The sequence below is a fragment of the Actinomadura spongiicola genome (assembly GCF_003432485.1).
In the GTDB taxonomy this organism is placed as follows: Bacteria; Actinomycetota; Actinomycetes; order Streptosporangiales; family Streptosporangiaceae; genus Spirillospora; species Spirillospora spongiicola.
The window spans coordinates 427,531-441,708 of record NZ_QVNQ01000007.1 but is presented as its reverse complement, the minus strand read 5'-3'; the positions used below and the strand labels follow the sequence as shown (position 1 = coordinate 441,708).

Genomic DNA, 14,178 nt, shown 5'->3' with positions numbered 1-14,178 from the left:
CGGGTCGACCACAATGAAGGAGTCGGGATCTACCGGACAGAGCAGCCGTGGAGGAACAGGTGAGCGACCGCGAACTGGCCATTGGGCCGCGACTCGGAGCGTACGGGCGGCGCGTTCTCACCACTTTCGTCCGCGCGATCGTCCAGATCGTCGTGGCGTACGTGGGGAACCTCTCCCTGTTCATTCTCGCGGTGCTGTCGCTCGCGTTCATTCCGCTCGGCATCGGGGTCGTGCTCGTCCCCGTCATGTTCCAGGCGATCCGCACCGTCGCCAACCTGCAGCGCGCGTGGGCGGCCGAGTGGTCAGGGGTGGAGATCCCGGTCCCGTACCGGCCGGAGCCCGCGGGCGGACTCGGGTTGTTCGGACGGCTGAGATGGACGCTCTCCGACCCGGCGTCGTGGCGTGACCTGCTGTGGACGTTGCTGAACGTGCCGGTGGCGCTCGTCCTCGGGGTCCTGGCGACCGGGATGACGATCTACGGCCTGGAGGGCGTGCTCGTCGCGCCGTGGCTGGCGCAGATCACCGATTACGGGTGGGGGCCGTTCTGGACGCTGGACGAGTACGGGGCGTTCGGCGTCATCGGCACCATCGTCCTCGGGGCCGCGTTGACGGCGGTGTCGGTCCGGCTGGGGCCGGTGTTGCTGAGGGTCCACGCGCTGTTCTGCCAGTCGCTGCTGGCGCCGACTCGGGCGGCGCTGACCGAGCGCGTCCAGCGGCTGGCGGAGACGCGTTCGGAGACGGTGGACGCGTCCGCCGCCGAACTGCGCCGCATCGAGCGGGACCTGCACGACGGCGCGCAGGCCCGGCTCGTCGCGCTGAGCATGAACATCGGGCTCGCCGAGGAGATGATGCGGGACGACCCCGAGACGGCGCGGCAGCTTCTCGCCGAGGCACGCGCGGCCAGTGGATCCGCGCTCACGGAGCTGCGGGACCTGGTTCGCGGCATCCATCCGCCGGTGCTGGCCGAGCGGGGGCTGGACGGGGCGGTCCGGGCGCTAGCGCTGAGCCTGCCGCTGCCCGTCGACGTCCGGATCGACCTGCCTGGACGTCCCGACGCGCCGGTCGAGTCCGCGGCGTACTTCGCGGTCGCGGAGATGCTCGCCAACGTCGTCAAGCACTCCGGCTCCCAGCGCGCCTGGCTCCAGATCGAGCACGCGGACGACCGGTTGCTTATGATCGTCGGAGACGACGGGACGGGCGGCGCCGACCCCGCCCGCGGGTCCGGTATGCGGGGGATCGAGCGCAGGTTGGCGGCATTCGATGGGACCATGGCCGTGACGAGCCCGCCCGGCGGGCCGACCGTCGTGACCATGGAGCTGCCGTGCGCGTTGTCATCGCCGAAGATCTCGCCCTCCTCAGAGACGGGCTGATCCGCCTGCTAGAGGCGTTCGGCTTCGAGGTCGTCGAGGCGGTGGACAACGGCCCGTCCCTGCTGCGGGCGCTCACCACGCACCGTCCGGACGTCGCGGTGGTGGACGTGCGGCTTCCGCCGACGTTCACCGACGAGGGCCTGAAGGCGGCGCTGGAGGCCCGGAAGGAGATTCCGGGCCTCCCGGTGTTGGTGCTGTCGCAGCATGTGGAGCAGCTCTACGCACGGGAACTGCTCTCGGACAGCAGCGGCGGGATCGGCTACCTGCTGAAGGACCGCGTCTCGGACGTGAAGGTCTTCGTCGAGGCGGTGCGCCGGGTCGCGGACGGCGGCACCGCGCTCGACCCGGACGTGGTGGCGCAGTTGCTGACCCGGCACGCCCGCGAGGAGCCGCTGCAACAACTGACTCCCCGCGAGCGCGAGGTGCTCGGGCTGATGGCCGAGGGCCGGACGAACGCGGCGATCGCCGGGAAGCTGTTCGTCACCGAGAAGGCGATCAGCAAGCACACCAACAGCATCTTCGCCAAGCTCGGGCTGCCGCAGTCCGAGGACGACAACCGTCGCGTCCTGGCGGTCCTGGCCTATCTGGGCGCCTGAGCGTCCGGACCCCCGATGCCGGGCGCGCAGGGTACCGACCACGCGGCCCGGCGGTCACGCGGGGCCCACTCTCACACAGGGCCGGCGCTCAGACGGAGCCCACGCTCACACGGGCCCACGCTCACACGGGACCGGCGGTCATCTCGCCCAGGGCGGGACTAGGCGCGCGTCGCCCTGGGGTTCGTGTTCGCACTTGGTGTCGTCGACGCGGGCGTGCGGGTCGTAGGCCAGGCAGCCGGCGTGGGCGGCGACGATGGCGGTGAACCCGGCGTCCGCTCCCGAGGTCATCTGGCGCGGGACGTCGGGCGGCAGGACGACGGTGTCGCCGGGGCCCGCCTCCAGCGCGCGGCCGTCCAGGTCGACGGTGGCGGTGCCCTCCAGGATCGTCCAGACCTGTTCGGTGTCGAAGGCGTGCAGCGGGCCGGTCCGGCCGGGCGCCATGTCGACACGCCAGACGGCGATGCCCGTCGTGCCGCCCTGGGTGGGCGTCGCGAACGTGGTCACGGTCGCGTTGGGCGTGTCGGTACGGCGGTTCTCGGTGGTGCGGATGAGCGTCATGAGCCCCGATCCCCTAGATTGGTCAATGCGGTTGTCCATATAGTCAACGAGGTTGTCTTTTATGTCAAGTGACCCCGGCGACCCGCCCGGCTTCGAACTGCCGCTGCGGCTCCTGCTCGCCTTCCGCGTGATCGTCGACGAGGTGCACGCCGAGCTCGCCGTCCAGGGGCATCCCGAGCTGCGTCCGATGCACGGGTTCGTGTTCCAGGCCATCGGCCCGGACGGCACGACGGCCGTCGAACTCGGCCGCAGGCTCGGCGTGTCCAAGCAGGCGGCGGGCAAGATGGTCGAGTCGCTGGAGCGCGCGGGTTACGTCGAGCGCGCCGCCGACCCGTCCGACGCCCGGCGCAAGGTCGTCCGGCTGACCGCGCGGGGCGTCGACTCGCTGGCCCGCTCGGCGCGGATCTTCGAGCGGGTGCGGGACGACTGGGTCAGGCGGCTCGGCGCCGACCGCGTCCGAGCCCTGGAGCGCGACCTCCGGCAGGTCACGCCCGACGATCCATGGCGGCTCGACGCTCCGGGATGGTTCGGATCGGCCTGAAATAAATTTCGCCCCTGCCGTCCCGTATGTGTGCAGGCAGCCGAATAGACCACCGGCGCCGGTACGCTCGGACCCCCTCGCCGGCTCTTGAAGGCATCGTTCCACCCGGTTACGATCCACCCAATTCTTAGGAAAGTTTCCTAAGAATTGAGCGGGGATTCCTGTTTGCTCGGGGGCCGAACGAACGGAGAATCATGTCACGACAGGGCGGACGGCGAGGCATCGCGCTCGCCGGCGCAGCAACCCTGGCGGCCGCCACCGCCCTGCTGGCGGCGCCACCGGCGTCGTCGGCCGGGACGATCACGGCCGAATGTACGAAAACCCAGGACTGGGGAAGCGGCTTCGGCGGCACGTGCACCATCACCAACGGCACGGACGCACCCCTGAGCGGGTGGAAGCTCGAAGCGGAGCTGCCGTCCGGGACGTCGATCAGCTCGGTGTGGAACGCCACCCAGACCGTGTCCGGGAACGTCTACACCTTCACCAACCCGACCTGGAACGGCAACCTGGCCGCCGGTAACAAGACGAGCTTCGGGTTCAACGGAACCGGCTCCGGCTTCTTCACCGGCTGCAAGATCAACGGTGCGTCCTGCAATGGCGACAGCGGCCCAGGCGACGACGCCGAAGCTCCCACCGCTCCCAGCGGCCTGCGCGCCACCGGCTCGACTCCCACCTCCGTCTCCCTGGCCTGGAACGCATCAACCGACAACGTCGCCGTCACCGGCTACGACGTCTACCGCGGCACCACCAAGGCCGCGTCCGTGACGGGCACCAGCACCACCATTACCGGACTTACCGCCAAAACCGCCTACACGTTCACGGTCAAGGCGCACGACGCCGCCGGGAACAGCTCCCCCGCCTCCCAGACGCTTTCCGTGACCACCCCCGACGGCGACGGCAGCGGCGCCGGCGACAAGGTCATCGGCTACTTCGTCAACTGGGGCGTCTACCAGCGGAACTACCACGTCAAGAACATCGAGACGAGCGGCTCCGCGAACAAGCTGACGCACATCAACTACGCGTTCGGCAACGTCCAGGGCGGCCGGTGCACCATCGGCGACGGATACGCCGACTACGAGAAGGCCTACGGCGCCGACCAGAGCGTCGACGGTGTGGCCGACACCTGGGACCAGCCGCTGCGCGGCAACTTCAACCAGCTGCGCAAGCTGAAGAAGAAGCACCCGGGTCTGAAGGTGCTGTGGTCGTTCGGCGGCTGGACCTGGTCCGGCGGCTTCGGCCAGGCCGCGCAGAACCCCGCCGCGTTCGCCGACTCCTGCTACAAGCTGGTCGAGGACTCGCGCTGGGCGGACGTGTTCGACGGCATCGACATCGACTGGGAATACCCGAACGCCTGCGGTCTCACCTGCGACGAGAGCGGGCCGGACGCGTTCACGAAGCTGCTTTCCGCGCTGCGGTCCAAGTTCGGTTCCGACAACCTCGTGACGGCGGCGATCACCGCCGACGCGAGCGCGGGCGGCAAGATGGACAAGGCCGACTACAAGGGCGCGTCGCAGTACGTCGACTACTACCTGCCGATGACGTACGACTACTTCGGGGCCTGGGACGCCAAGGGCCCGACGGCGCCGCACTCGCCGCTCACGTCCTACCCGAGCATCCCGCACGAGGGCTTCAACACGGCGGACACCATCGCCAAGCTGAAGGGCCTCGGCATCCCCGGCAACAAGCTGGTGATGGGTCTCGGCTTCTACGGCCGCGGCTGGACGGGCGTCACGCAGAAGGAGCCCGGCGGCACCGCCACCGGCCCCGCGCCCGGCAAGTACGAGCAGGGCATCGAGGACTACAAGGACCTCAAGGGCAGGTGCCCCTCGAACGGCACCGTCGCCGGTACGGCCTACGCGCACTGCGGAAACCAGTGGTGGAGCTACGACACACCGTCCACCATCGGCGGAAAGATGAAGTGGGCGGCCTCCGAGGGTCTCGGCGGCTCCTTCTTCTGGGAGCTCAGCGGCGACACCGCCAACGGTGAGCTCATCTCCGCCATCAAGAACGGTCTCGGCTGAGCTGTTCGCAGAGGGGACCCTCCCAGCCCCTTCAGACAGCCGAGACATCGGGCCCCTGACCAACCGGACGCCGGTCAGGGGCCCTCCCCTTCGCGCTCACGGACGATCAGTCGGTGCGCAGCACGGCCTGGATCTCCAGGACGATCTCGACCTTCTCCCCCAGGCCCAGCGCGCCGCCCGGGACGGTGGCGCGGTCTCCGATCCCGAAGTCCAGCCGGTTGATCTCGCCGGTGGCGGTGAACCCGGCGCGAGCGCCCTTGAACGGGTCGTCCTGCCGGAACGGGTCGGGGCCGAACCCCTCGACCTCCAGCTTCAACGGGACCTGCCTGGTCGTCCCGCGCAACGTCAACTCGCCGTCCAAGATGTGGCCGTCGCCGTCACGGCGCACGCCGGTGGAGCGGTACGTCATGGTGGGGTACTCGGCGACGTCGAGGAAGTCCGCGGCCCTGACGTGCTCGTCGCGCTGGGCGTTGCCGGTGTCGATCGAGGCCAGGTCGATGGACGCGGTCACCGACGACTCCAGCGGATCGGCGCCGGTCACGACGGTCCCCTCGAAAGTCCCGAAGCGGCCGCGCACCTTGCTGACCATGAGATGCCTGATCGTGAAGCCGACACCGGAGTGGACGGGGTCGATCGTCCAGGTGCCCGCGACGTAACCGGGGATCTCGACAAGCTCGGTCGTCATCGTGTCTCCTAGGGCGGTGAAGGGTTACGAACGGTAAGGCGGTTCCTGATCGGAACCGTCTCCATGGTGCGGACACCCTCGAAGTCGGCACAAGAAGGCACTTTTTTCTGCCCTGGTCACCTGGAGAGAACCATGGGACTGCACCCACACTCGGCGAGTTGCCGGGCCCGCGAGATCCTCGACCGGGTCGGCGACAAATGGTCGTTGATGGTGATCGCGATGCTGGGTGAGCGCACCAGGAGATTCACCGAGCTCAAGCGTGACATCGACGGGATCAGCCAGCGCATGCTCACCGTCACGCTGCGCGGACTGGAACGCGACGGAATCGTCACCCGCACCGTCTACCCGGTGATGCCGCCCCGCGTCGAATACTCACTCACCCCGATGGGCGCGACGCTCATGGAGGCGGCCAACACCTTTGTCGCATGGGCCGAGTCCCATATCGACGCGATCGACGCGGCCCGCGCCGAGTACGACTCCCGTGCCGCCGAACTGGAGGCTCTGAAAAAGACCTCCTGATCCTTCTGAGAAGGTCTCAGGCTCACACGGGGTCGAGATCTTTTTCGCAGAAGACGCAGACGTGGTAGTCGTCCTTCACGACGTTGAGTTCTCCGCACCCGGAGCAATGTCGGAAAACGAAGGTGTGGGTGAAGCCGTCGGGTCTTTCCAGCCCCGCGCGGTCGATCGCGTCCGCGACCGCGGGCCAGGATTCCTCGCCGGGGCAGTAGCCGGTCGACTGGTTGCTGACCTCCGTGACGGCCGTGCCGTGAAAGGTGATCTCCCCGGCGGCCAGGACGCTCCGCCCACCGGCGCACGCGACGTGCTCGCTGCGGCGCGGGGCGATCCGGAGCGTGCCGTCGAGCGCCACGACATAGGTGAACGGCTCGTCCCGACAGAGCCGTTCGACGTCCGCCGCCGATGTGACGGGTTCTCCCTCCACCCCGGGACGCACCTGGTCAAGCAGTTCCGCAGGGCCCAGATAGGCGTACACGCGGCTCACCCTAGGCACCTGACCCGCCCGAGCGCGACAGGAATTCCATGTGCCATCCGCTGCCCCGCGCGGTAGCTTGGCGGTGATGGACCTTCACGAGGTGGGACGGCGAGCTAGCCGCGCCGAGCTGGGGAACGAGCAGTCGTGCCCGGCCCGGCTCGGCGGTGTGCGCCGTCATCCCATCGACCTCGTGAGGCCGTTCCATGCGTTCGACTGACATTCGTTCGACGTTTCTGGACTTCTTTCAACAACGCGACCATCGGGTCGTGCCGTCCAGCCCGCTCATTCCGTCCGATCCCACGCTGCTGCTGACGAACGCGGGCATGAACCAGTTCAAGCCCTACTTCCTCGGCGAGACGAAGCCCGACCACTCACGCGCGGTATCCGTACAGAAGTGCGCGCGGACGTCCGACATCGAGAACGTGGGCCGCACCACGCGCCACTCCACGTTCTTCGAAATGCTCGGCAACTTCTCCTTCGGCGACTACTTCAAGGCCGAGGCGATCTCCTGGGCGTGGGAGCTTCTCACCCGCCACTACAACCTCGACCCAGGACGCCTGTGGGTCACCGTGTACCTGGACGACGACGAGTCCGTGCAACTCTGGAAACGCCTCGGTGTGCCCTCGGAACGGATCCAGCGTCTCGGCATGGCGGACAACTACTGGTCGATGGGAGTTCCCGGTCCATGCGGACCGTCGTCCGAGATTCACTACGACCGAGGGCCGTCCTTCGGACGCGAAGGCGGGCCCGCCGTCGACGGCGAACGCTACCAGGAACTGTGGAATCTCGTTTTCATGCAGAACCTCCGGGGAGAGGGCCCAGGAAAAGACGGATATCCCATCCTTGGTGAACTGCCCGCACGGAACATCGACACGGGCCTGGGCCTGGGGCGCCTCGCGGCGATCCTCCAGGACGTCGACACCGAATGCGAGACCGACCTCCTGGCGCCCACGTTCCGACTCGTCCGCGAAATGGCGGGCCGCGACGACACGTCCACCCGCATCGTCACAGAACACGCCCGATCCATCGCGTTCCTCATCGCCGACGGCGTCCTACCTTCCCGCGACGGCAGAGGCTACGTGCTGCGCCGCCTGATGCGCCGCGCCATCCGCCACGCACGCAAACTCGGCATGGACGACCTCGTCCTGACGCCCCTGACCTCGACCGTCATCAAGAACCAGGGCACGGCCTGGCCCGAGCTGAGCCACCATGCCGACCTGATCCGCCAGGTCGTCACAGCCGAAGAGGAAGGCTTCGAGCGAACGCTACGCCAGGGTTCCCAACTCCTCGAATCCGCCATCAAAAAAGCAACCACAAACCTTCCCGCCCAGACCGCCTTCGTCCTGCACGACACCTATGGATTCCCCATCGACCTGACCATCGACGCCGCACGTTCAGCAGGCCTAACGGTCGACGAGAACGAATTCGCGGAACTCCTCGAAAAGCAACGCCTCCAGGCGCGACACACGAGCCGAGGCCACAAGAACAACGAAATCGCACGCCAGGACACCTACCGCCGTATCACCGCCGAACACGGCCCCACCGACTTCGTCGGCTACTCCACGACAACCACCGAAACGACCATCCTCACGCTGCTCGGCCCCGACGGCCCCATTCCGACCGCTGGCGAGGGCACCGAGGTCGAGGTGATCCTGTCCCGCACCCCGTTCTACGCCGAGTCGGGCGGCCAGGTCGGCGACACCGGCACGCTCCGCACGTCCGACGCGACACTCCAGGTCCTCGACACCCGCCTCGGCCTCGACGGCCTGCACGTCCACACCGCCCGCGTCCTGGACGGCGAGGCCCGCACCGGCGACGGGGAGGCGATCGTGGACGCCGACCGCCGCGCGGCGACCGCCCGCTCGCACAGCGCCACCCACGTCCTCCACGCGATGCTGCGCCGACTCCTCGGCGACCACGCGACCCAACGCGGCTCACGCGTCGAACCGGGCCGCCTCCGCTTCGACTTCGCGCACTTCTCCCCCGTCGACACCGCCGTCGTCCAGACCCTGGTCAACGACTACCTCCTCGACGACCCCGACGTCCGCGTCTGGGAAGCGACCCGCACCGAAGCAGAAGAGGCAGGCGCACTCACCCTGTTCGGCGAGAAGTACGGCGACACCGTCCGCGTCGTGGACATCGGCGACGCGTCCCGCGAACTGTGCGGCGGCACCCACGTAGGCCACGGCACCCAGGCGGGCCCCGTCCACATCGTCAGCGAGTCGTCGATCGGCACGGGCCTGCGCCGCATCGAAGCCCTCACGGGCGCCGACGCCCTCCGCCACTACGACCACCAGCGCGACCTCCTCACCGAGCTGGCGGCCCTCCTCCACGTCTCCCCCGACGAGGCCCCGCATCGCCTACGGCAACGCCTGGAAACACTCGCGGAAACCCAACGACACCTGGAGACCCTGCGCCGAACCCAACTGGACGCCCACGCGACCCGCCTCGCATCCCGCGCCGAACAGGTACCCGGCGGGTGGCTCGTGGCGGACACCGTCCCTCACATGACCGCCGCCGACCTCCGCACGATCGCGACCACGATCCTCACCCACCGCGGCCCGGACGGCATCGTCATCCTCGGCACGGAATCCGACGGGAAGGCGGCCCTGGTCGCCGCCGGGGGCCCGCACGTCCAGGCCCGCGACCTCCTCACCACCGCCGCACGCGAGGTCGGCGGCGGCGCGGGCGGCAAGGGCCCCATCGCGAACGCGGGCGGCCGCGCCCCCGAGAACCTGCCGAAAGCGATCATCACCGCCGCAACAGCGGCCCGCGCCCTCCTGGCGCCCTCACCCTGACCGCCGAGCGGCCCGGCCGGGAACGGCCTCCGGTCGGGCTGGCGGGATTTGAACCCACGACCCCTGGCACCCAAAGCCAGTGCGCTACCAAACTGCGCTACAGCCCGTACGTCACCGCCGAACACGATGACCCGAGCAGTCTAGTCCCGATCAGCCTCGCGCGTGTCGCCCCACCGACACGTCCACCCCCAAAAACCCTGTACGCTACGGGATGGCGATCGAGGGCCGGGCCCTCCATCCGCTCGCGGGCGTAGCTCAATGGTAGAGCCCCAGTCTTCCAAACTGGCTACGCGGGTTCGATTCCCGTCGCCCGCTCCCACCGCAAAGGCCCAGGCAGAGAGCATGTTTCTCCACCTGGGCCTTGCTTTTCCTCAAGATCGTTAACGCTTCCGTGCCCGTTGCGTGCCCGATCGTTTCAGCGTGCCCTTGTCACTCTTGTCACCGGCCCAAGCCACCTTGAATGCCTCACCGAGGGCCGCCGCGATCACCCTGTCTCGATCCTGGCTTGCGTGCTGATAGATCAGCGCCGCCCGCGTCGAGGCGTGCCCCATCCTCGTCATCAACTCTTCGAGACTGGCACCGGTCAAGGGGCGGCGGCGCTGGGCCGCTGGCGCGGCCCCGCGCCGGGCCGCGCATCGCGCCACGTCCGCCGGCCCCGTCCCCACCGGCCGCCACGGGGTCGCGCCGCCGCCCAAACGTCTTTGAGCTGGTAATCAGACTCCGCCAGTCCAGGGACGTTGCAAGCTGAGCTGGAAATGCACGTGGCTGCCCCCGACCCCTATGTGTTGAGGATGGCGACGGCCGGAACCTGTCAAGGGCGCCCTACGGGCGCCACTCTTGACAGAACCCGTCCGTCGCTAAGTACAGGTCTCGTCGGGGCCGGGGGGAGGAAAGTGGGGGAAGAACAGCGGCTACGCCGCATGCCCAAGACAGCCACAAGGGCCGGACGTAAACTCTCGAAGACGCCGTATTACCTCTAGGATCCGCTGTTATGGAGCCCGAAGCCTTCACGAGTCCCCCCGTGGTCTGGCTGGTGACCGAAGACATCCATCTCATCCGTGCAGACACCATCACCAGCATCGGTGTAACCGGTGACCAACTCACCATCTGGCAGGGTGACCGGCCTACCACGGTGGTGCAAGTCAATCACCGTCCGCAGTTTTCCACGGGCTACGCCGGCATCTTGGCCCAGCAGCTTGCCACTGCTGCCACCGAGCCGCCCCTCGATCACGAAGGCAAGCCCTTCCCCGTCGTCTACGTGTGGCTCTACCTCGACGATGCGAGAGAACCTTGCTGGCAAGTGACGGCCGCAGGCAGCAACGGACACTCGGATCCTCCCGAGCCGCCCTTCAACGCTAGGACACCAAGCTGACCGCACCCATGCCTTCCGATGATCGGTTCGGTCACCGAAAGGCCGTGCCCTGATCGTGCCCGTTGGGATGGTCGATAGCGGGGGGCTACGGTCGCTTGCGGATCACGGGGTGTGGGCGGTGACCTGCGTTGGGGCTGGTTTCAAGATCGTGGCCCGAAATCTTCCAAACTGCCTACGCGGGTTCAATTCCCGTCGCCCGCTCCACCCCAAAGGCCCAGGCAGGAACCCTACTTCCCGCCTGGGCCCTTCTCGCCCCGAGATCGTGCCCAGGGCGTGCCCGGTCAGGTCGTGGTGGCGAGTGCTTTGCCGACTCGGTCGATGAATTGCTTCAGAACTACGAACGGCACTTCCTGGTGCTCGTCGGAGAAGGCCATGGACGGCCCACGTTCCAATGGCGGACCATGGGGACGTTCCCGAGCCTGCCGTGGGCGGGATCACGTGTCGAGAGCGAGGCGCCTGTCTGGATCGGTGCTCTGAGCCACGACTCTGGCTGTGGCGGGACCGGGCCGTGCCCGTTGTAGGAGGGCATGGCCCGGTTGGACCGATCGGTGTCTTGGACACTTCTTCCGGTATGCGGCCGGCGTCCAGGTGGCCACTCCCTGCGCTTGGCCGGAATCAGTTTCCTGGTTTAACGCAACGCTTCCAGGAGTAGTGGTATGTGGTGTTGATGTCGCCGTCGGTGGAGTCCATGTTGATGTAGCTGACCTTCGAATCGTCCGAGGTCCCGACGTCCACCAGCAGTTGCGTATTGATGTTGAAGTTGCGCTGTTCACCGCATGGTGACCATACGAGCGCGGCCAGCGGTACGAGGTCGGTGGTCTGCCAGAACTTCTTGTGCGGGCCTTTGAATTCGGTGGCGTGGTGCCTGGTGCTCGTATCGCCTTGGAAGTAGTAGCTGGCGATCTGGGTGGCGGTTGCGCCGGGTTGCAAGTTGGCGAAGCCGCGGTAGTCCACTTTCGAGACGGCGTAGGTGAAGCCCTGGGGAACGTGCACTCTCAGGTTGATCTGACAGTTCTTGCGCTCGTCGGTGGGCGGTGAAGCGCCGCCCACCTGGGCGAGGTACTTGCTGTAGGTGATGGTGAAGGCCTCGGCGTCCTTGGACAGGGCCACCGCGGCGGTGTCCTGCGGACATCCACTGCCCATGACCGTGGCGATCTCGATGGTGACTCCCTCGGGGCCGCGTTCGAGAAATTCCCCGGACGCGGCTGCGGGGGTGGTGGACACCGCGGTCAAGGCGAGCGCGGTGACAGCGACAGAAGCGGCGATACCTCTACGCATGTGGTTCCTCTGCTCAACAGTAGGAGCTTCCACTTCTTCAGGAGACCGAAGAAGTGGGGCCGGAGGTCTGGACTGGACGGACACCGGCGCTGACAGATCCAAGATCTGAACAGAGGATAACTTCTATAGTTAAGTATCGTCAATCTAAGTTTTTCAACTTTTCGATCCATTTCAATTGTCCAATGAAAGCGCTTCAGCCGACTTGATCATCGATCATCGAGGGTCAATACCGGGTCTTTGACAAAGAATCGTTCCAAACGGGGGTCGGGGGGTGGGGAGGGTCGATGAGCAGGTGTACGGGCATCGGGTGCTGGCCGGAAACGGTCGCCGGCCGGGCATGCGTGAGCACCGGCGGCCTGGTCAGGCCGCCGGTGCTCGGTGGTCGTCAGGCGGCCGGTTGGAAGAGTTCGATCGGGTTGCCGGACGGGTCTTCCAGCAGGATCTGATTGCCGCCCGGGCCGGTGACGATGTCGTTCCGGAAAGTGAGGCCCGCATTGCGGAGGCGGTCCACCTCGGCGGCGATGTCCGGCACGATGAGGTGGATGCGGTTCCAGCCGCCGGGTGCCGGCTCGGTGCCGTCCGGCATGGGGCGGCCCGCCGAGCTGGACGGGCCGCTGAGCAGGAGCCGCAGGTTGCCGCGGACGACGTCGGCGAACGCCGGTGCCGCGTTCGTCCTGACGGTGAAGCCGAGGTGTTCGGTGTAGAAGCCGACCGCTGTTTCGACGTCGTTCACCATGTAGCGGACGTTCACGAAATTCGTCAGGTCTTCCGGCATTTCTTCGCCCCTTGATCTTGTCAGGTCGTGGACAGCAGGAATTGGATGCGGGTGTTCAGTTCGGACGCGGTACGGACGAATGCCGGGTAGGTGGTCGCGTCGTCCGTTCCCTCGGTCGCCGGGTCGGGCATGCTCCAGTGCGCGGTCCTGGGTCGGCCGGGGAAGTCGGGGCACACTTCCCGAACGCGATCGCACAGGCTGATCACGTGGTGGAACGTCCGGTCGGTGAACTCGCTCAGGTGCTTGGAGCGGCGGCCGCCGATGTCGAGGCCGCGTTCACGCATGACGCGCACGGCGTTGGGGTGCAGGGGCATCGGGTGGCTTCCGGCGCTGGCGGCCTCGAAGTGGGAGCCGCCCACCTGTTCCAGGATCGCCTCCGCCATCTGGGAGCGGGAGCTGTTGCCCGTGCACAGGAAGAGGACCCGGACGGGCGGGCGCGGAACGGGCGCGGGCGGTGGCGCCGGGGCGAGGCGCAGGCCGGGGTGAAGGGCGGTGGCCGCCTCGGCGAGACGGTCGCGGCAGGCTTCCAGGTCGAGGCGGTAGTAGGTGTCGCGGCCGTCGGCCGAGCTGCGCCGTACGGTCACCAGCCCGCCTTCGCGCAGCTGGGCCAGGTGGTAGGAGACCAGGCTCTGGCGTCGACCGATCAGCGCCGCCAGTTCACGGACCTGGCGGTCGCTGTGTGTCAGCTCGGTGAGCAGCTGCCAGCGGATCGGGTGCCCGGTCAGCTGGAGGAACTCGGGCGGCTGTGCTGTGACGGTGGACACAACGACAGCTTAGAACAAACTGGTTTGATCTATCAGTCTGGTTTGATCGATTACGCGTTGCGGATGAAGCCGTGGCGGGTCAGGAGGTCGGTGAACATGCGGCCCGCGGGGGTGAGTTGCCTGCCGATGCCGTGGCACGTGCCACAGGGGGTTTCCTCGGGGTCCGCGGGACGGGCCCTCATGTGGTCCTCGATGGCGCGTTCCACCGCGGTGACGATGGCGGGCCCGTCCGGCGTGGTGTGGGGAACCGGGGTCAGTTCGTTGGCGCGGTGCGCGGCCTCGGCCACCGCGATCAGTTCGTGGGCGCGCTGGTGCCAGGCCCGCCACCGCGCGTTCGCCGTCCTGCCGGTGCCGTGGCACGCCGGGCAGTCGTCCTCCAGTTCGGTCAGGAATCGCAGCCAGCCGTCGTCGATACTTCGCATGCGCAGT

The 14,178-nt window shown here is 67.7% G+C and carries 14 protein-coding genes and 2 tRNA genes; 8 read left to right on the top strand and 8 right to left on the bottom strand.

Going from position 1 to position 14,178, the window contains the following annotated elements; all coding sequences use genetic code 11:
* Nucleotides 1–59 precede the first annotated feature (59 nt).
* Nucleotides 60–1,370, top strand: coding sequence for a sensor histidine kinase (locus D0T12_RS24010; protein WP_117401996.1), 1,311 nt, complete (start codon nt 60–62; stop codon nt 1,368–1,370).
* Nucleotides 1,322–1,966: a response regulator gene (locus tag D0T12_RS24005; protein ID WP_117401917.1), complete on the top strand. Its 645-nt coding sequence runs from the start codon at nt 1,322–1,324 to the stop codon at nt 1,964–1,966. Before D0T12_RS24010 ends, D0T12_RS24005 begins: the two co-directional genes overlap by 49 nt.
* 138 nt (nt 1,967–2,104) lie before the next feature.
* On the opposite strand, the gene D0T12_RS24000 is transcribed toward D0T12_RS24005, so the two are convergent.
* On the bottom strand, nt 2,105–2,524 hold the full coding sequence (locus tag D0T12_RS24000; RefSeq protein ID WP_117401916.1) for a cupin domain-containing protein: 420 nt from the start codon (nt 2,522–2,524) through the stop codon (nt 2,105–2,107).
* 61 nt (nt 2,525–2,585) lie between these two features.
* On the opposite strand from D0T12_RS24000, the gene D0T12_RS23995 reads away from it, so the two are divergent.
* Both D0T12_RS23995 and D0T12_RS37195 read left to right on the top strand, forming a co-directional pair.
* The gene (locus tag D0T12_RS23995; protein ID WP_117401915.1) at nt 2,586–3,065 is read left to right on the top strand and encodes a MarR family winged helix-turn-helix transcriptional regulator; all 480 of its coding nucleotides are present in this window, start codon (nt 2,586–2,588) and stop codon (nt 3,063–3,065) included.
* Nucleotides 3,066–3,259: 194 nt separating this feature from the next.
* Nucleotides 3,260–5,086, top strand: coding sequence for a glycosyl hydrolase family 18 protein (locus D0T12_RS37195; RefSeq protein WP_117401914.1), 1,827 nt, complete (start codon nt 3,260–3,262; stop codon nt 5,084–5,086).
* Between the two features lie 106 nt (nt 5,087–5,192).
* Here D0T12_RS37195 and D0T12_RS23985 read toward each other — a convergent pair whose 3' ends face one another.
* Nucleotides 5,193–5,771, bottom strand: coding sequence for a YceI family protein (locus D0T12_RS23985; RefSeq protein WP_117401913.1), 579 nt, complete (start codon nt 5,769–5,771; stop codon nt 5,193–5,195).
* 132 nt (nt 5,772–5,903) lie between these two features.
* On the opposite strand from D0T12_RS23985, the gene D0T12_RS23980 reads away from it, so the two are divergent.
* Nucleotides 5,904–6,290: a winged helix-turn-helix transcriptional regulator gene (locus tag D0T12_RS23980; protein WP_117401912.1), complete on the top strand. Its 387-nt coding sequence runs from the start codon at nt 5,904–5,906 to the stop codon at nt 6,288–6,290.
* Nucleotides 6,291–6,312: 22 nt separating this feature from the next.
* Here D0T12_RS23980 and D0T12_RS23975 read toward each other — a convergent pair whose 3' ends face one another.
* Nucleotides 6,313–6,771 (bottom strand): hypothetical protein, encoded by a 459-nt coding sequence (locus tag D0T12_RS23975; RefSeq protein ID WP_233526255.1) that lies wholly within the window; start codon nt 6,769–6,771, stop codon nt 6,313–6,315.
* A 194-nt stretch (nt 6,772–6,965) separates the two neighbouring features.
* Between D0T12_RS23975 and alaS the strand changes: the two genes are divergently transcribed.
* Nucleotides 6,966–9,560, top strand: a complete 2,595-nt coding sequence (alaS, locus tag D0T12_RS23970; protein ID WP_117401910.1) for an alanine--tRNA ligase — start codon at nt 6,966–6,968, stop codon at nt 9,558–9,560.
* 33 nt (nt 9,561–9,593) lie between these two features.
* Here alaS and D0T12_RS23965 read toward each other — a convergent pair.
* Nucleotides 9,594–9,667: transfer RNA gene (locus tag D0T12_RS23965), tRNA-Pro, on the bottom strand.
* Nucleotides 9,668–9,804: 137 nt separating this feature from the next.
* Between D0T12_RS23965 and D0T12_RS23960 the strand changes: the two genes are divergently transcribed.
* Both D0T12_RS23960 and D0T12_RS23950 read left to right on the top strand, forming a co-directional pair.
* Nucleotides 9,805–9,875 (top strand) — tRNA-Gly (locus D0T12_RS23960).
* Nucleotides 9,876–10,551: 676 nt separating this feature from the next.
* Nucleotides 10,552–10,932, top strand: coding sequence for a hypothetical protein (locus D0T12_RS23950; RefSeq protein WP_117401909.1), 381 nt, complete (start codon nt 10,552–10,554; stop codon nt 10,930–10,932).
* Between the two features lie 615 nt (nt 10,933–11,547).
* On the opposite strand, the gene D0T12_RS23945 is transcribed toward D0T12_RS23950, so the two are convergent.
* The 4 genes from D0T12_RS23945 to D0T12_RS23930 form a co-directional block, all read right to left on the bottom strand.
* Nucleotides 11,548–12,210: a DUF4360 domain-containing protein gene (locus D0T12_RS23945; protein WP_117401908.1), complete on the bottom strand. Its 663-nt coding sequence runs from the start codon at nt 12,208–12,210 to the stop codon at nt 11,548–11,550.
* A gap of 385 nt (nt 12,211–12,595) precedes the next feature.
* Nucleotides 12,596–12,985 carry a VOC family protein gene (locus tag D0T12_RS23940; protein ID WP_117401907.1) on the bottom strand — a complete coding sequence of 130 codons (390 nt, stop codon included), beginning with the start codon at nt 12,983–12,985 and terminating at the stop codon, nt 12,596–12,598.
* A 20-nt stretch (nt 12,986–13,005) separates the two neighbouring features.
* Nucleotides 13,006–13,749 (bottom strand): arsenate reductase/protein-tyrosine-phosphatase family protein, encoded by a 744-nt coding sequence (locus tag D0T12_RS23935; RefSeq protein ID WP_117401906.1) that lies wholly within the window; start codon nt 13,747–13,749, stop codon nt 13,006–13,008.
* Nucleotides 13,750–13,799: 50 nt separating this feature from the next.
* Nucleotides 13,800–14,171, bottom strand: a complete 372-nt coding sequence (locus D0T12_RS23930; protein ID WP_117401905.1) for a hypothetical protein — start codon at nt 14,169–14,171, stop codon at nt 13,800–13,802.
* Nucleotides 14,172–14,178: the final 7 nt, after the last annotated feature.